General features: G+C 69.3%; 12 protein-coding genes. 8 read left to right on the plus strand and 4 right to left on the minus strand.

Annotated features, from left to right (window positions below; all coding sequences use genetic code 11):
- The first annotated feature begins 183 nt into the window (after nucleotides 1-183).
- Entirely contained in the window at nucleotides 184-1,947 is a 1,764-nt protein-coding gene (locus ACF8ML_RS05085; RefSeq protein WP_392406527.1) for a methyl-accepting chemotaxis protein, read from the plus strand.
- 18 nt (nucleotides 1,948-1,965) lie between these two features.
- Nucleotides 1,966-3,105 (plus strand): FecR family protein, encoded by a 1,140-nt coding sequence (locus tag ACF8ML_RS05090; protein ID WP_392406529.1) that lies wholly within the window; start codon nucleotides 1,966-1,968, stop codon nucleotides 3,103-3,105.
- A 54-nt stretch (nucleotides 3,106-3,159) separates the two neighbouring features.
- Here the strand turns inward: ACF8ML_RS05090 and ACF8ML_RS05095 are convergent, their stop codons facing one another.
- A complete protein-coding gene (locus ACF8ML_RS05095) occupies nucleotides 3,160-3,870 on the minus strand; it encodes a S24 family peptidase (RefSeq protein WP_333905655.1) in 711 nt (236 codons plus the stop codon).
- A gap of 70 nt (nucleotides 3,871-3,940) precedes the next feature.
- On the opposite strand from ACF8ML_RS05095, the gene ACF8ML_RS05100 reads away from it, so the two are divergent.
- The 6 genes from ACF8ML_RS05100 (at nucleotide 3,941) to ACF8ML_RS05125 (ending at nucleotide 10,834) form a co-directional block, all read left to right on the plus strand.
- The gene (locus ACF8ML_RS05100) at nucleotides 3,941-4,642 is read left to right on the plus strand and encodes a hypothetical protein (protein WP_392406531.1); all 702 of its coding nucleotides are present in this window, start codon (nucleotides 3,941-3,943) and stop codon (nucleotides 4,640-4,642) included.
- Between the two features lie 238 nt (nucleotides 4,643-4,880).
- A complete protein-coding gene (locus tag ACF8ML_RS05105) occupies nucleotides 4,881-5,480 on the plus strand; it encodes an RNA polymerase sigma factor (protein WP_071957237.1) in 600 nt (199 codons plus the stop codon).
- On the plus strand, nucleotides 5,477-6,538 hold the full coding sequence (locus tag ACF8ML_RS05110; protein WP_071956924.1) for a FecR domain-containing protein: 1,062 nt from the start codon (nucleotides 5,477-5,479) through the stop codon (nucleotides 6,536-6,538). The genes ACF8ML_RS05105 and ACF8ML_RS05110 overlap by 4 nt, the downstream gene beginning before the upstream one ends.
- Nucleotides 6,539-6,864: 326 nt before the next feature.
- Nucleotides 6,865-9,396 carry a TonB-dependent siderophore receptor gene (locus tag ACF8ML_RS05115; protein WP_392406533.1) on the plus strand — a complete coding sequence of 844 codons (2,532 nt, stop codon included), beginning with the start codon at nucleotides 6,865-6,867 and terminating at the stop codon, nucleotides 9,394-9,396.
- A gap of 99 nt (nucleotides 9,397-9,495) precedes the next feature.
- The gene (dsbG, locus tag ACF8ML_RS05120) at nucleotides 9,496-10,098 is read left to right on the plus strand and encodes a thiol:disulfide interchange protein DsbG (RefSeq protein WP_392406535.1); all 603 of its coding nucleotides are present in this window, start codon (nucleotides 9,496-9,498) and stop codon (nucleotides 10,096-10,098) included.
- A gap of 58 nt (nucleotides 10,099-10,156) precedes the next feature.
- On the plus strand, nucleotides 10,157-10,834 hold the full coding sequence (locus tag ACF8ML_RS05125; RefSeq protein ID WP_232240429.1) for a glutathione S-transferase family protein: 678 nt from the start codon (nucleotides 10,157-10,159) through the stop codon (nucleotides 10,832-10,834).
- A 24-nt stretch (nucleotides 10,835-10,858) separates the two neighbouring features.
- Here ACF8ML_RS05125 and ACF8ML_RS05130 read toward each other — a convergent pair whose 3' ends face one another.
- The 3 genes from ACF8ML_RS05130 to ACF8ML_RS05140 are packed head-to-tail and all read right to left on the minus strand — an operon-like array spanning nucleotide 10,859 to nucleotide 16,766.
- On the minus strand, nucleotides 10,859-12,358 hold the full coding sequence (locus ACF8ML_RS05130) for an efflux transporter outer membrane subunit (RefSeq protein ID WP_392406539.1): 1,500 nt from the start codon (nucleotides 12,356-12,358) through the stop codon (nucleotides 10,859-10,861).
- Nucleotides 12,359-12,363: 5 nt separating this feature from the next.
- Nucleotides 12,364-15,519, minus strand: coding sequence for a multidrug efflux RND transporter permease subunit (locus ACF8ML_RS05135; protein WP_392406540.1), 3,156 nt, complete (start codon nucleotides 15,517-15,519; stop codon nucleotides 12,364-12,366).
- Between the two features lie 26 nt (nucleotides 15,520-15,545).
- Entirely contained in the window at nucleotides 15,546-16,766 is a 1,221-nt protein-coding gene (locus tag ACF8ML_RS05140) for an efflux RND transporter periplasmic adaptor subunit (RefSeq protein ID WP_392406541.1), read from the minus strand.
- Nucleotides 16,767-16,896 lie beyond the last annotated feature (130 nt).

Genomic DNA, 16,896 nt, shown 5'->3' on the forward strand with positions numbered 1-16,896 from the left:
TCAAGAAATGCGGGCTTTGTTGATCCAGCCTGCATGGGAAGCGCAGCGGTGACGCTGAACCGATGCCTCGTCTGAATTTGTCACTTCTCATGGAAATTTAACAATTTTCAAAGGGCTTTTATCAAATTAATCACTTATTCTTTGATAAAAACTGATACTTGCACCATCTACCTGGAAAGCGCCATGAATCTCCGCACCTGGACCGTCAAGACCAAGCTCTACGCCGCCTTCACCGCCCTGGCTCTGCTGGTCGCGCTGGTTTCCGTATCCGCCCTGCAGGCGCTGGACGATGCCAACCGCAACCTGACCCGGTTCGTCGATGGCGTGAACGCCCGTGCCCAACTGGCCGAACAGGTGCGCGCAGCCGTGGACAGCCGTGCCATCGCGGCGCGCAACCTGGTGCTGGTGAACACGCCTGCCGACCTGGAGCTGGAAAAAGCGGCCGTGTACGCCGCCCATGCCGAGGTCAAGACCCGGCTGGACCAGCTCAAGGCCCTGGTGGCCGCGCCCGGGGTGGGTGAGGAGGCACGCGCCCTGGTCGCCCGCATCGACCAGATAGAGCAGCGCTACGGCCCGGTGGCGCTGGACATCGTCGCGCTGGCGCTGCGCCAGCAACGGGACGAGGCCATTGCCAAGATGAACAGCGAGTGCCGGCCGCTGTTGGCCCAGCTGATCGCGGCCACCGACGAGTACAGCCGGCTCACGCGCCAGCACGCCCAGGACATGGTGGAGCAGGCCACGCAGTCCTATGTGCAGCAACGCAACATGCAGATCGGCATGAGCGCGGTCGCCTTCGTGCTGGCCCTGCTCATGGGCCGGCTGATCGCACGCGGCCTGACACGCGCGCTGGGCGCCGAGCCTGCCCAGCTCGGTGAAGTCGCCCGCCAGATCGCCGACGGCAACCTCGACCCCGGACTGCTGCGCAGCGAAGCGCCCGCCGGCAGCGTGCAGGCCTCGCTCAACGCCATGCACCAGAGCCTGGCCAGCGTGGTCAGCGATGTGCGCAACAACGCCGACAGCGTGGCCGTGGCCAGCGAGCAGATCGCCAAGGGCAATGCCGACCTGAGCCGCCGCACCGAGCAGCAGGCCAGCGCGCTGCAGGAAACCGCAGCCTCCATGGACGAGCTGTCTTCCACCGTGCAGCAGAACGCGGACAACGCACGCCAGGTCAACCAGCTCGCGCGCGGCGCCAGCCAGATCGCGGCCAAGGGCGGCACCGTGGTGCAGGAAGTAGTGGGCGCCATGCAGGACATCCATGCCAGCTCGCGCCAGATCGGCGACATCGTGGGCGTGATCGACTCCATCGCCTTCCAGACCAACATCCTGGCCCTGAACGCCGCCGTCGAGGCCGCACGCGCCGGCGAACAGGGCAAGGGCTTCGCCGTGGTGGCCGCCGAGGTACGCACCCTGGCCCAGCGCAGCGCGCAGGCCGCCCGCGAGATCAAGCAGCTCATCACTGACAGCGCCACGCGCGTCAGCCAGGGCGCGGAGCTGGCCGACCAGGCCGGCGCCACCATGGCCGAGGTGCTGCAATCCATACAGCGCGTGACCGACCTCATGGGCGAGATCAGCAATGCCAGCGACGAGCAAAGCGCCGGCGTGGCCCAGGTCGGGCAGGCCATGAGCCAGATGGACCAGGTCACGCAGCAAAACGCCGCCCTGGTGGAGGAAAGCGCGGCGGCGGCCTCCAGCCTCAAGTCCCAAGCCCAGCGCCTGGTGCAGGCCGTGGCCATCTTCCGCCTGGGCGACCAGGACGGCGCGGCACAGCAGCCGCGTTTGCAGGCGCCGCTGCCGGCGTCAGTGCCCACGCGCACGGCCACGGCATCTGCGCTGGCGCCGGCCAGGCCGGCACCGGCACGACCCGCAGCTGGCGCGCGCCCTGCAAGCCCTGCACGCCTGGCTGCGGCCAAGCCATCCGCCGAATCGCAGGACTGGACCAGCTTCTGAAACCGGCAAGCCGCACGCATGCGCCGCCACCGCTCCTGCACCGCGCCCCTGGACAAGGCTGCGCAGGTGCGCGAACTGGAAGAGTTCTTCCGCGGGCAAAACCCCATCGACCTCGCTGCGGCCGACTGGCACACGCGCATGGAGCAAGGCCTGACTGCCGAGGAAGAAGCCGAATTCACCGAATGGCTGGCGGCCAGCACGGCGCACGAGGCCGCCTTGCGCCACCTGGGCCAGAGCCTGGCGGCCGCGCGGTCCATTCCCCCCGAACAGGTGGCGCGCCTGCGCGCGGAGCAGGCACGCCGGCGCTCGCAGTCAGTGCCTCACGCACACCCGGAACCGGCCTCGCAGCGCCCGTCCTCCGAAGAGCGCCAAGGCTGGAGCTGGTCCCGCCTGCTGCCGCGACCTGCCCTGGCGGCCCTGTGCTGCACGGTGGCCCTGGCCGTGGGCATGGGCGTGGGCGTGGGCGTGGGCTGGCACCAGTGGCAGCAGCAGCCCACCTTCACCAGCAGCCACCTGACCCCACGCGGCCAGGCCAGGACCATCACCTTGCCGGATGGCACCGCACTGTCCCTGGATGCCGATACCCAGGCGCAGGTAACTCTGTACCGCGACCGGCGCGAGGTGCGCATCACGCAAGGGCAGATCCTGTTCGCCGTGGCACCCGACAGCGCCAGGCCCTTTCATGTGCTGGCCGGCCCGGCGCGCGTCACCGTGGGCGGCACGCGGTTTTCCGTGCGCTATCGCGCCACGGGCATGGAGGCGGGCAGCGCCCAGGTGGCCGTGCAGGAAGGCCATGTGCGCGTGGCCGGTGCGCAAGGCGCGGCAACGCCTGCCGACCTGGTCGCTGGCCAGGCCCTGAGCGTGTCGCCTGCAGGCGTGCTCGGTCCGGTGTCGGCTGTGGCGCCCGGCAGCATTGCGCTGTGGCGCAAGGGACTGATCCGCGTCGAGAACACGCCCCTGGCCGACGCCCTGGTGGAACTGGAGCGCTACGGGCCGACCGGCCTGGTAGTGCACGACCCGGCCGTGGCGGCTCTGCGCATTGGCGGCACCTACCAGGCCAGCCGCCCCGCCGAGTTCGCACGCATGCTGGCCCAGATCCTGCCTGTCACTCTGGTGGCCGGGCCCGATGGCCAGACCGAGATTGCCGCTGCGCCTTGAGCACGTAGGCGGGGCGCCGGGGCCGCGCGGCGGTCTATCGAAACAGCTCGGTCGTCAGCTTCCCCGCAGCCGGCGCCGGTGTTCGATCACCGTGCCCAGCAGAACCAGTCGGTTCCTGTCGCTGCGCAGCACGGCATGGTCTTCGTTGAGCGGTACCAGATCAAAGACCTCGATGCCGTCCTCTCCCACACCGCGCACGCGGTACTTTCTGAGCAGCACCTGCCGCTTGCCATTCCTGGCCAGCACATGGTCGCCGGGCCGGGGGCTGGCCTGGGGATCGATCAGCACACGGTCGCCCTCGCGCAATTCGGGCGACATGGCATCGCCCTCCAGCGCAAGAAAAAACGCACCGGGCGATGCGTTGTCCTTGCCGAATTCGATGTCCAGGGTTTCAGCGGGATCGGGGAATGCGCCGTCATCTGCCAGGGCTGCAGCCTGGGCATGCGAGAGAACGGGATATTGCCGCAATCCTTTGGGGAACTCGGGCAGATTGGTGCCGGGCGTGTCCCCATCTGGAAGCAGGGGCGGCAAATCGGAAACCATCTTCACCAGCCTGGGACTGATTTCGAAAAGCGAAACCTTCAAGCCCTTGGCATATGCAATGCCCGCCTCCAGGCTGATGGGCCGGTTGCCGCTTTGGTGCTGGGAGACCATGGAGGAGCCGCCAGGAATGCCTGCCTTCTCTGCGAACTCGGCCTTGCTTTTCACAGTAGAGAGCAGGCGCTTGAGGTTCGCCGCCTCTTGCTCGGTGGTCCAAACTTTCATGTAGCGATGCTAATAATCAAAACCATTAGCAATGCTTTTCATTTTTCGATAGCTATGCTAAATTTTTCCCATGAAGAACGCAGCCAGCAAAACCCTGTTCCACCGTTTCATCCCCGGCCTGCGCTTCCACTCGTTCTGGTACTACCAGGCACGCGGCTCCACGGGCAGGGTGCGCTGGGCGCGGCTGCCCATGGTCTCCGACGCCTGTGCGCAGGCCGATCCCCATGGTGCATGGTGGTGTGCGCAGCGGTGCGCCGCCGTTCTGGCGCAGCGGCCATGGCGGCTCATGCAACTGCCGCCCGGCCTGCCCGCGCAGCCGGATGCCCGCCAGATGGCGCATGTCCTGCAGCAATGGCTGCCGGGCTGGAGCGCTGCGCCGGCCAGCGTGCAGGTCTGTACCCACGCGCTTGAGAACGGCGGCAGCGCGCTGCTGCAGTTGCATGTCTGGGCCAGGAGCGCGCCCAGCATTCTTTGGGCATGGGTGGTTGGGGTGGAGGTCCAGGCGCGCCAATCCCTTCAGGGGCTGGCGCCTGCGCCAGGCAACCTGCAAGCCGGGCACCTGTCGCCGCGAGCCCTGCTGATCGTTCCCTTCGGCCAGGACATGCCCTGGGCCACCGGCCATACCGCCCGGGTACGCCTGCATGCAAAGGGACCTCAACCGCACGGGCCGCATGAAGTGGTTGCGCAGGATGGCTGCTGGTTCCAGGACAGCGGGCTGGACGCCGTGGTTCTGGAGCCGGAGCCACGGCACGGTGCCGTCCCACCCATGTAAAGCGCCCCCGCACCCGCGCCAATGAGAATCAATCTCAGTACAATCGCCGCTGTTTTCAGCCAGCCCAGGCCCGGCAGCCGCTCCGGACCGCTGGCAAGCTGCCGCGCGCCGTGCCCCTGCACTCCCCGACCACCGCCTGCCTGACCGCCGCCCGCGCCCTGCCCCGGGTGGCCGCGCCATGGCTGCCTGATGCGGGGCGGCGGCCGTGAAACGGGACCCCTTCGCCACGCAGGGCGGCATGGCACCACCCTCCGCACTGGCCGCGCTGTATGCGCGCTGGCGCCAGCCGCTGGTGCGGCTGCTGCAGGGGCGCCTGGGCAGCCGCGCGCAGGCCGAGGACACGGCCCAGCAGGTGTTCACGCAGATGGCGGCCTCGGGCCGCCTGCCCGAAGAGGGCAAGGAGCAGGCCTACCTGAGCCGCGCCGCCAGCAATCTCGCCGTGGACCAGTGGCGCCGGCAGGGCGGAGCCCAGGCCCTGGCCACGGTGTCGGCCGACAACTGCGGTGATGAACTGCAGGGCCTGGCGGCCGATGACAGCCATGACCCCGTGCGCCAGGCCCAGAACCGCCAGTACCTGGCCCGCCTGGACGATGCGTTGGGCGAGCTGCCCGAGCGCCAGCGCGAGGCGTTCACGCTGCACATCATGGAAGGATTCACGCAGGAGGAAGTGGCGCAGCGCATGGACATCTCGCTGCGCATGGTGTCCAGGCATGTGAGCCGGGCCTACGCCTACTGCGAACTGCGGCTGCAATACGGGAGCCTGGAACAGATGCAGCGCCTGCGCACCAATGCCGCAGCCCCTTCCGAACACGCCCCAGGACGCGGCCCCACGCCATGAACAAGACACCGCCCCCAGGAATGGCGCCAGACACGCTGGTGGACCTGCACGAAGCCGCCGCCCAGTGGTTCACGCGCCGCCAGACGGCGGGCTGGACGGGCGCGGACGAGCGCGCGCTGGACGCTTGGCTGCAGGCGGACCCCTTTCACCGCGAGATCTTCGACAGCATGGGCCGCACGCGCCAGCTGTTCGGCCAGCTGCAGCAGGAGCGCGTGCAGGCACAGGCACAGGCACAGAAGCAGGTAAAGGCACAGCGCCCGCCGGCCCATGAGCCTGCGCGTCGGCGCACAGCGCCGTCTGCCATGCAGACCTGGCCTGGCCGCTGGCGGGCCGCCTTCGCCACGGCAGGCGTTGCCCTGTGCTGCGCCCTGCTGGTGGGCGGCTGGCATGCCTGGGACAACACCGCGCGCTACACGCTGGAGATGGCGACCGGGCCCGGCGAGCGGCGCGAGGTGGACCTGCCCGACGGCAGCCATGTGGCCGTGAATTTCAGCAGCACGCTGCAGGTACGCTACTACCCGCGCCGCCGCGAGGTGGTGCTGGACAGCGGCGAGGCCTTCTTCGAGGTGGCGCCGGATGCATCGCGGCCCTTCACCGTGGACTCGGGCCGCAGCCGCGTGAAGGTGGTGGGCACGGCCTTCAACGTGCGGGCTGCGCCGCCGCGCCTGGTGGTGAAGGTGCTGCGCGGCAAGGTCGAGGTGCGCGCCGACCGCGATGCCGCAGACGGGCCGGTGATGCTGCTGGGCCCGGCAAGCGGCGTGTCCATCGACCCCGTGACGGGCGGCCATGACACGGTGGCCGCGCCTGCGGACACGGTGGGCGACTGGCGCACCGGGCAGCTGCGGTTCAGGCGCACGCCGCTGGACGAGGTGGCCCGGGAGCTGTCGCGCTACCTGGGCCAGCCCGTGGTGCTGGCTTCCGAGGAGCTGGGCAGCCTGCCGGTCTCGGCTTTTTTCTCCACGGCCTCGCCCGAGCCCTTCATCGAGCTGCTGCCGGACCTGATTCCCGTGCGCGTGCGCAGGCAGGCCTCGGGCGGCTGGCTGATTGCCAGGCGCTGAGCCGACCGGCGAAACCACTCTGTTTACAAATTGTTTCAATCAACCACGGCAACACAGGTTCGTGGTCTTCGCCAAAACCTCGTCTTGAACAGATAGGGACCGGATTTTTCCGGCACTCCCTCGGCTGCCAGCCAGCAGGGCCGAAGCAGGACTTCGCCCCCCAGCCAACGGCCGCAAACGCGGTGCGCCGCGCGCGCAGACCGGCGGGCTGGGCCTGGTGGCCGGGCCGGCATGGACTGGTGGGTATGCCGGGCAAGGGCCCGGGCCTGCGCGCACGGTGCGATGGGGCGCATGGGCGCCGTGCAGACATGACGCAGGATTCAAACGTGAAGCGGGCAAGACAACTGAGAGGGGCCCTGGGGGGCCAGGGACTGACGGCGCAGACGCGCCACGACCAAGCGGGAGCACAGATGTGCACGGCACGCCAGGGCGCCATGGCGCTGCTGGTGGCCGGCGCGGTGGCAGCGATGGCGCTGCCTGTTCCATCGCAAGCGCAGGTACCGGCACAGGAGGCGCGTGCGCAGCAGTTGCCGTTCGACATTGCGGCCCAGCCGCTGGCCACGGCGCTGGGTGCGTTCGGCAAGCAGTCCGGGCAGCAGGTGCTGTTCGACGAGGCCGATCTGGCCGGGCGCAGCGCCCAGGCCGTCAAGGGCCGGTTCACGCCACGCCAGGCGCTGGAGCAGCTGCTGGGCGGCTCGGGCATGGCCGTGGCCACGGAGCGCAGCGGCGGCTTCACGCTCAAGCCCGCACCCCGGCCCGCGGCCGGCGCGCTGACGCTGGGCGAGGTCCACGTGACCGCGCAGGCCCTGCGCAGCACGGCCACCGAAGGCACGGGCGCCTATGCGGCGCGGGCCGTGAGCATCGGCAAGAGCGAGCAGGCGCTCAAGGACACGCCCCAATCCGTCAGCGTGGTCACCGACCAGTTGATGAGGGAGCAGAACATCACCTCGGTCTACGAGGCCCTGGCCAGCACCACGGGTATCACGCAGCTGCAAAGCCCGCAGGGCGGCAAGTACATCTATTCGCGCGGCCTGGACGTGACGGGCATGCAGTACGACGGCATTCCCGTGGAGCGCCTGTACGGCCGCGCCAGCAACTACGCAGGCAGCTCGGTCATCTATGACCGCGTGGAAGTGCTGCGCGGCGCTACGGGCCTGGTGCAGGGCGGCGGCGACCCCAGCGGCGCCGTCAACCTGGTGCGCAAGCGCCCTCTGACCGAGCCAGGCGTCAGCGTCATGGCCAAGGCCGGCTCCTGGGACCGCTATGGCGCGCAGATCGATGCCAGCGGCTCCCTCAACCAGGACGGCACGCTGCGCGGCCGCGCCGTGCTGGACCGACAGGACGAGCACTCCTTCATCGACTACGTGAACAGCAAGAACACCACGCTGTACGGCACGCTGGACTACCGGCTGTCGGCCGACACGCAGGTCAGCGTGGGCGCCAGCATCGAGAGCATGAAGGGCCGGCCCTTCATCTCGGGCCTGCCGCGCTACTCCACGGGCGCCGACATCGGCCTGCCGCGCTCCACCTTCCTGGGCGCCGACTGGAACCGCCAGGACAACAGCAACAAGGCCTTGTACGCAGACCTGTCTCACCAGTTCAACGACCGCTGGCGCGCCAAGGTCTCGGCCATCCACGTGCGCGAGGAGCTGGACATGAAGTACGCGGCCTCGCTGCGCGCGGTCAATCCCTCCACCATGCTGGGGGGCAACATCGCGGCCATGACCCAGGCGCGCATGAACGCCTCCGGCCTGGATGCCCACGTGACTGGCGACATCGATGCCTTCGGCCGCCAGCACGAGCTGGTGCTGGGCGCCACCTACAGCCGCTCGCACGCCAACCCCACCTACAACGCATTGACGGCGGCCAACCCCATCGATGTGACGGCGCCCAACGCCCACATTCCCGAGCCCAGCGATGCCGCCCTGGCAGCCGTGTTCAACGAACAACGCAGGGCCATGGTGCAGCAGGCCGGCGTCTACGGCGCGCTGCGCCTGCAGGTCAGCGATCCGCTCAAGCTGGTGGTGGGCGGACGGCTGAGCAACTACAAGAGCGACTGGGACACCTACCTGCGCAGCGCCGGCGTGCCCAGCTTCAACAGCACCCATCAGGGCAATACCCGGTTCATGCCGTTCGCGGGCGCCATCTACGCCATCAATCCGCAGTGGAACGCCTATGCCAGCTACGCCAGCATCTTCAAGCCCCAGACGCTGCTGAACGCGGCCGGCGAGAACCTCAAGCCCATCATGGGCGACACCTACGAGGTCGGCATCAAGGGCGAGCTGATGGACGGCAGGCTGAACACGTCGCTTGCGCTGTACCGCGTGAACCAGAACCACCGCGCCCAGGAGGACCTGAGCACCAGCCCCACCTGCCGCGACGGCTACTACTGCTACACCGACACCGGCAAGGTCACCAGCCAGGGGCTGGATGCCGAGGTCAGCGGCGAGCTGGCGCGCGGCTGGAAGCTGTTCACGGGCTACACCTACAACAGCAACAAGTACGCCCAGGACCTGAACAACCAGGGCAAGAGCTTCAACACCTACACGCCGCGCCATCTGCTGCGCGCCTGGACCACCTACCAGCTGCCCGGTGAGTGGAATGCCTTCACCATAGGTGGCGGCGTCAATGCCCAAAGCTCCAACTACCGCCAAGTCGGCGCCGTGGCCGTGCATGTGCCCGGCCGCGCGGTCTGGAGCAGCTATGTGCGCTATCGCATCAATCGCCAGTGGGAAGCGTCGCTGAACTTCAACAACATGTTCGACAAGACCTACTACGTCTCCGTGGGCAATCTGCTCAACAGCAGTCACTACGGCGATCCGCGCAATGTGATGCTGACGCTGCGTGGCTCGTTCTGACGATCGGCCAGGGGGATGCGGCGGGCAGGACGTGCGGGCAATAGACTAGCCACCCTGCGAAACCCGCTGCCCCCTATTCAACCGTTTCAAGGAGTTCCCATGCATCTTCAACGCACCGTCCTTTTTGCAGGCATGGCTGCCAGCCTCTTTCTGGCGGCGGGATGGGCCACGGCCGCAGAAGGCCCTGCCACGGCCCAGGCCCCCCAGGCCCAGGCCCAGGCCGCCAAGCCGGCGGGCGACACCGTGCAGGCGCAGCTGGAGACCTCCACCTGGGTGCCCGACGGCAAGGCCGATGCGCCGCGCGTGATCTATACCTTCACCGACCCCAACTGCAAGTACTGCCACAAGTTCTGGGAGGCCGCGCGTCCCTGGGTGGATGCGGGCAAGGTGCAGCTGCGCCACATCCTGGTCGGCGTGATCCGGGACGACAGCCCGGCCAAGGCCGCCGCCATCCTGCAGGCCCCGGACCGCGCGGCCGCACTGATGGAGCACGAGAAAAAGTCCGCCCAGGGCGGCATAGCGCCCGCCTTCAGCGTCAGCCCCGACGTGCGCAAGACGCTGGAGGCCCACCGCAAGCTGATGATGTCCCTGGGCTTCCGTGGCACGCCGGGCATCGTGGTGATCGACAGCCGGGGCGGCACCAAGAGCTATGGCGGCATGCCGCGCGATGCCTCCCTGCCCGAGGTGTTCGGGGCGCTGTGAACGGGCTGCCGTGAACGGGACGCCAGGTGATGTCCTCACCTCGGCAGCCACGAGTAGCATGGCCGGCAGGATCACCACTGCGGAGAACGCCACCATGCTCAAGCTCTATGGTTTTTCCAGGGTCAATGCCGGCGCGCGCGGCCGCACGCGCGATCTGCGCGTGCTGTGGGCACTCGAAGAGATGCAGCTGCCCTTCGAGATCGCGGGCATGGACCATCCCGCGCACGACCTGAACACCGAGGCCTACCGCCGGCTCAGCCCCTTCGAGCAGATTCCGGCGCTGGACGATGACGGGCAGGTGATTTCGGAGTCGGCCGCCATCGTGCTGCATCTGGCCAGGAAGTGCGGCCGGCTGATGCCCTCCGATGCAACCGGCGAGGCCCAGGTGCTGCGCTGGTGCTTTGCAGCCATGAACACGGTGGAGCCGCCGCTGCTCAGCCTGATGGTGCTGGACTGGACGGCCGATGGCAGCTGCGGCAAGCACCGCGAATTCCTGGTGGGCTGGGCGCATCGCATGCTGGGCAACCTGGAGCGCTGGCTGGACGGGCGCCGCTTCATTGCCACCGACGAATTCACGGTGGCCGACATCCTGATGGCGCATGTGCTCGCCTGCATCCCGGACAGCACGCTGACCGCGCCCTGCCCCGCCGTGGTGGCCTACCGCGACAGATGCCTGGCCCGGCCCGCCTGGCAGCGGACCCTGGCGGCCTACAACGCGCGGGTGGAGGCGGCGTAGCCGGGGCGCAGGGCTGCTCGGTGCTCAGGGCTGCTGGACGGCCGCCACAGGCTGGGACTGCGGTGGCGGTGGCGGCGGCGCAGTCCAGCTGCCGCCCAGCACGCGGAACAGCTGGGCCAGCGCCAGCTGCCGCTGGGTCACGGTATCGATGTAGGCGCTTTCATTGGCGAAGGCGTTGCGCTGTGCGTCCAGGTAGCGCAGATGGTCGTCCACCCCCGCCTGGTAACGGGCCTGCGCCAGACGCAGGCTTTCGCGGCTGCTGTCGCGCAGCGCCAGGCGCGCGGTCTCCTCGCGGCGCAGCGTGTCGGTGGCGGCCAGGGCGTCGGCCACTTCGCGGAAGGCGGTCTGGATGGCCTGCTCGTAGGCTGCCACGGCCATGTCCTTGCGCAGCACGGCCAGGTCGAGGTTGGCGCGGTTGCGCCCGCCGTCGAAGAGGGGCAGCGTGACCTGGGGAGTGAACGACCAGGCGCGCTGGCCCGAGCGGAACAGGTCGGAAAGATCGGCGCTGGACGATCCCAGGAAGCCGGTGAGCGAGATGCGCGGGAAGAAGGCCGCGCGCGCCGCACCAATGTCCGCGCTGCGCGCGCGCAGCCGGTGCTCGGCCGCCTGGATGTCCGGGCGGTGGATGAGCAGTTCGGAAGGCGTGCCGGCCGACAGGTCCTGCAGCAGTAGGGGTACGTCGGACGACTTTGCCGACTGTGCAGACCCTGCGGACTGTGCGGACTGTGCGGACAGGTACGGCGCCAGATCCTCCACGCCCGTCAGCAGCAGCAGGGCGTTGCCGGCCTGGCGCAGCTCACGTTCACTGCGCTCCACGTCGGCGCGGGCCTGGGCGGCCAGGCCCAGGGCGTCCTGGTGGTCCAGGGCGGTGGCCGTGCCCGCCTGGCGCCGCTGCGCAGTCAGGCGCAGCGAGGATTCACGGCTTTGCAGCGTGCGCTGCGCCAGTTGCAGCCGGCGCAGGGCCCCATCGCGGGACAGGTAGGCCTGCACCACTTCGGCACCCAGGCTGATGCGGGCGGCGCGCGCGACCTCTTCGGTGGCCAGGTACTCGCCCAGGGCGGCTTCGGACAGGTTGCGCACGCGGCCGAACAGGTCCAGCTCGAAGGCGGCCAGCCCCAGGCCGGCCTGCCAGCTGCCCTGCACCTGCGGCTGGCCCGTGGCATTCATGTCGCCCGGCAGGCGCTGGCGCGTGCCGCCGCCCTGCAGGCCCACGCCCGGCAGGCGGTCGGCGCGCTGCACCTGGTACAGGGCGCGTGCCGCCTCCACGTTGAGCAGGGTCTGGCGCAGGTCGCGGTTGTGGGCCTGGGCCAGGTCCACCAGCTGGCGCAGCTGGCGGTCGGCGATGAAGCTGTTCCAGTCCAGCGTGGCCGCCGACGAGGACAGCACGGGTGCGGAATCCTGTTGCGGCCAGTGCGCGGGAATGGGCGCCTGCGGACGCTGGTGGACCGGGGCGAGGGAGCAGCCGGCCAGCACCAGGCTGGCGGCCAGCGCACACAGGGCGCGTGGGAAGAAGTGCATGGACATGGCGCTTACTCGATGGGGGTTGCCGGGGCCTGCAGGGCAGGCGGGGTGCCGGCCGGCGCCTTGCGCCGGAACAGGGACAGCACCCAGACGAAGAAGACGGGAACGAAGACCACCCCCAGCAGCGTGGCCGACAGCATGCCGCCGATCACGCCGAAGCCGATGGCGGCCTGGCTGGACGCGCCCGCGCCCGAGGCCAGCGCCAGCGGCACCACGCCCAGGATGAAGGCCAGCGAGGTCATGACGATGGGCCGAAAGCGCAGCCGCGCCGCCTGCAGCGCGGCCTGCGCCAGGCTGTGCCCCTGGGCATGCAGGTCCCTGGCGAACTCCACGATCAGGATGGCGTTCTTGGCCGCCAGGCCGATGATGGTGATCAGGCCCACCTTGAAGTACACGTCGTTGGACAGGCCCACGGCCGAGGTGGCCAGCACCGATCCCAGCGCGCCTATGGGCACGATCAGCATCACGGCGGCGGGAATGCTCCAGCTCTCGTACAGGGCCACCAGCAGCAGGAACACCACCACGATGGCCAGCGCGAACAGCTTGGGCGCCTGGGCACCGGCGGCTTTCTCCTGGAAGGACAGGGCGGTCCACTCGTAGCCTATGCCGCGCGGCATGTCGGCCATGATGCGTTCCAGCTCGGCCATGGCCTCGCCCGTGGTGTGGCCGGGCCTGGCGTCGCCCGAGATGCGGAAGGCCGGATAGCCGTTGTAGCGCGAGATCTGCACCGGCCCGCTTTCCCAGCGCACCGTGGCAAAGGCCGACAGCGGCACCTGCTGGCCGGCGGCGTTGGGCACGTGCAGGCGCAGGATGTCCTCGGGCCGCGCGCGGGCCTGCGCATCGGCCTGCACCACCACGCGCTGCAGGCGGCCCGCGTTGGGAAACTCGTTGATCACGGCCGAGCCGTAGGCGGTGGACAGGGCCGTGTTGATGGCGCTGAAATCCACGCCCTGGGCCTGCGCCTTGCGCCGGTCGATGTCCAGCCGCAGCTGGGGCGCATCCTCCAGGTTTTCCATCATGGCGTAGGCAATGATGGGCGAGGCATTGGCCTTGGCCAGCAGCTGGTCGCGCGCGGCGATCAGCGCCTCGCGGCCCAGGCTGGCGCGGTCCTGCAGGCGCAGCGCAAAGCCGCCGGAGTTGCCCAGGCCGTCGATGGGCGGCGGGTCCACGGCCATGACGGTGCCGTCGGACAGGCTGGCAAAGCGCTGGTTGAAGGCCTGCACCTCGTCCCAGGACGCCTGCCCGGCGCCGCGCACCGACCAGTCCTTGAGCGTGACGAAGGCCAGGGCCGCGTTCTGCCCCATGCCCGAGAAGCTGTAGCCCATCAGGAACTCCGCCTGGGCCGTGGCGGGGCGGCCCTGGATGTAGTCCTCCATGTCCTTGACCATGGCCTTGGTGCGCTCCGTGGTGGCGCCCGGCGGCAGCTGCACGCCGACGATGTAGTAGCCCATGTCCTCGTAGGGCACGAAGGATTCGGGCATGCGCGTGTACGCCACGCCCAGCCCGGCCACGATGGCGGCATACACCAGCATGCAGCGACCGGCGCGGCGCACCAGCCGCTGGTTGAGCAGGTCGAAGCGCTCGGTCAGCGCCGCGAAGCGGCGGTTGAACCAGCCGAAGAAGCCTTTGCGCTCGGCGTGGTGGCCCTTGGCAACGGGCTTGAGCAGCGTGGCGCACAGCGCCGGCGTAAAGGTCAGCGCCAGCAGGCCCGAGAACAGGATGGACACGGCCAGCGACAGCGAGAACTGCCGGTAGATCACGCCCACCGAGCCGCTCATGAAGGCCAGCGGCAGGAACACGGCCACCAGCACCAGGGTGATGCCGACGATGGCGCCCGAGACCTGCTGCATGGCCTTGACCGTGGCCGCCAGCGGCGACAGCCCCTCCTCGGCCATGAGGCGCTCCACGTTCTCCACCACCACGATGGCGTCGTCCACCAGGATGCCGATGGCCAGCACCATGCCGAACATGGTCATCATGTTCACCGAAAAGCCCAGCGCATACATCACGCCCAGGGTGCCGGCCAGGCACACGGGCACGACGATGGTGGGAATCAGCGTGTAGCGCAGGTTCTGCAGGAACAGCCACATCACCAGGAACACCAGCGCCACGGCCTCCACCAGGGTCTGGATGACCTTGCCGATGGCCACCTCCACGAAGCGCGAGGTGTCATAGGGCACGGCGTACTGGATGCCGGCAGGGAAGTTCTGCGACAGCTCGGCCAGGCGCGCCTTGACGGCCTTGGCGGTCTGCATGGCGTTGGCCCCGGGCGCCAGCTGCACGGCGGCGGCCACGCCCTGGCGGCCGTCCTCGCGCGAGGAAAAGCTGTAGTCCAGCTGACCGACCTCCAGCCGCGCCACATCGGCCAGGCGCACGGCCGAGCCATCGGCCCTGGCACGCAGCACGATCTGGCCGAACTCCTCGGGCGAGGCCAGCGTGCCCTTGACGGCAATGGTGGCGCTCAGCTCCTGGCCGGGCCCTGCGGGCGAGGCGCCAAAGCTGCCGGCCGGCACCTGCGCGTTCTGGGCGGCGATGGCCGCGTTCACGTCCGCCACCGACAGGCCGTAGCCCAGCAGCTTGTTCGGATCGACCCACACGCGCATGGCCACATCGGCCGCGAAAAACTGCACCTTGCCCACGCCGGGCACGCGGCGGATCTCGTTGTTGATGTTGCGCACGGCGTAGTCGGACAGGGCCACCTCGCTGTTGCCGCTGCCGCCGCTGCCGTCCTTGTAGGTCAGCGAGTAGATCATCAGGAAGTTGGCGCTGGCCTGCTCGACCTGCAGGCCCATCTGCATCACGGACGCGGGCAGGCGCGCCTCGGCCTTCTTGATGCGGTTTTGCACCTCCACCTGGGCCAGCGCGGGCTCGGTGCCCGGGGCGAAGGTGGCCGTGATCTCGGCCAGGCCCGTGGAGCCGCTGGAGGAGTCGAAGTACAGCAGCCCCTTGGTGCCGTTGAGCTCCTCCTCGATGACGCTGGTCACCGACTCCATCACCGTGGTGGCGGAGGCGCCCGGATAGTTGGCGGTGATCGAGATCTGCGGCGGCGCCACGTTGGGAAACTGGGAGACGGGCAGCGCCGGTATGGCCAGCAGCCCGGCGAGCATGATGAAGATGGCCACCACCCAGGCGAAGTTGGGGCGGTTGATGAAGAACTTGGACATGGTCTATTCCTTGGGCAGGCGCCGGCTCAGTCGCTGGACGTGGCGGAGCTGCCGGAGGCGCTGAAGGTGCCGGACAGCCCCGCCGTAGGGGAGGCCGCGGCATCGGAAAGGGCCGTGACCTGAACCCGCGCCCCGGGCTGCAGGCCTGCCATGCGGCCCACCACCACGCGCTCGCCGCCCTTGAGGCCTGCGCTGATCTGCCACTGCGCGCCATGCATGGTCGCGGTCTGCACGGGGCGCATCTGCAGCGTGTCCTGGCCATCCACCACCAGCACGTGGGCCTGCCCGTCGGTGCTGCGCTGCACGGCCCGCTGCGGCACCAGGATGGCGGCAGGGTCCACGCCTTGGCCCACGGTCACGCGCACATACATGCCGGGCAGCAGCATGCCGTCGCGGTTGTCGAAGCGCCCGCGCAGCGCCATCTGGCCGGTGCCACGGTCCACCGTCACATCCGAGAACAGCAGTTGCCCCGTGCGCTGCAGGCCCGTGCCGTCCACCTTCAGGGAAACCGGCGTGCCGTCCTTGCCCGCCGTCTGTGCCAGGCGGCCCTCGGCCAGGGCCGCGCGCAGGCGCTGGGCTTCGGCCACGGGCTGCTGGAAGTCGGCATAGACCGGGTCGAGCTGCTGGACCAGCGCCATGGGCGTGGCCTCGCCCTGGCCCACCAGGGCGCCCTCGGTGACCAGTGCACGGCCGATGCGGCCCGCGATCGGCGCCCTGACCGTGGCGTATTCCAGGTTCAGGGCGGCCGCCTGCACCTCGGCCTGGGCGGACTGCCGCGCGGCCTGGGCCGCCTGCAGGCGGGCCTGCATGGCCTCGAAGTCCTGGCGGCTGACTGCCTCCTGCGCCACCAGCGGCGCGTTGCGGCCGACCACGGCACGCGCTTCGATCAGGGCCGCCTCGGCGCTGGCCAGCTGGCCCTGGGCGCGGGACAGGGCGGCGCGCAGGGGCGCCGGGTCGATCTGGAAAAGCACCTGGCCGGCCCGGACGTCGGCGCCTTCCTCGAAATGGCGGCGCAGCACGATGCCGGCCACCCGCGCACGCACCTCGGCCACGCGCACGGGCTCGATACGGCCCGGCAGCTCGCTGGACAGGGCCAGCGGCGCGGGCTGCACGGTGACGGCCTGCACCACGGGCAGCGCGTCACCCGCTGCGGCCGGAGCCTCGTTGCGGCCGCAGCCCGCTGCCAGGGCGGCCAGCACCAGGGCCGCCAGCGGCAGGCCACGTCGCTTGTTCAGACGCATGCTCATGTTCACAACCTGATTGAGTTCGATACGAAGGCCGCGATGGTACATATCAGAATCAAATGAGTCAACATCGATTCATTTGATTCTTTAAAACATCAACAGATAAAATCCCCGCACTTTCCAAGGAGGCATG

The organism is Delftia sp. WSY_10 (assembly GCF_043104705.1).
Classification (GTDB): Bacteria; Pseudomonadota; Gammaproteobacteria; order Burkholderiales; family Burkholderiaceae_C; genus Comamonas; species Comamonas tsuruhatensis.

Coding starts and splice junctions, on each gene's coding strand:
- ACF8ML_RS05085 (WP_392406527.1), top strand. CDS start 184: ATGAATCTCCGCACCTGGACCGTCAAGACCAAGCTCTACGCCGCCTTC.
- ACF8ML_RS05090 (WP_392406529.1), top strand. CDS start 1,966: ATGCGCCGCCACCGCTCCTGCACCGCGCCCCTGGACAAGGCTGCGCAG.
- ACF8ML_RS05095 (WP_333905655.1), bottom strand. CDS start 3,870: ATGAAAGTTTGGACCACCGAGCAAGAGGCGGCGAACCTCAAGCGCCTG.
- ACF8ML_RS05100 (WP_392406531.1), top strand. CDS start 3,941: ATGAAGAACGCAGCCAGCAAAACCCTGTTCCACCGTTTCATCCCCGGC.
- ACF8ML_RS05105 (WP_071957237.1), top strand. CDS start 4,881: ATGGCACCACCCTCCGCACTGGCCGCGCTGTATGCGCGCTGGCGCCAG.
- ACF8ML_RS05110 (WP_071956924.1), top strand. CDS start 5,477: ATGAACAAGACACCGCCCCCAGGAATGGCGCCAGACACGCTGGTGGAC.
- dsbG (WP_392406535.1), top strand. CDS start 9,496: ATGCATCTTCAACGCACCGTCCTTTTTGCAGGCATGGCTGCCAGCCTC.
- ACF8ML_RS05125 (WP_232240429.1), top strand. CDS start 10,157: ATGGCCGGCAGGATCACCACTGCGGAGAACGCCACCATGCTCAAGCTC.
- ACF8ML_RS05130 (WP_392406539.1), bottom strand. CDS start 12,358: ATGTCCATGCACTTCTTCCCACGCGCCCTGTGTGCGCTGGCCGCCAGC.
- ACF8ML_RS05135 (WP_392406540.1), bottom strand. CDS start 15,519: ATGTCCAAGTTCTTCATCAACCGCCCCAACTTCGCCTGGGTGGTGGCC.
- ACF8ML_RS05140 (WP_392406541.1), bottom strand. CDS start 16,766: ATGAGCATGCGTCTGAACAAGCGACGTGGCCTGCCGCTGGCGGCCCTG.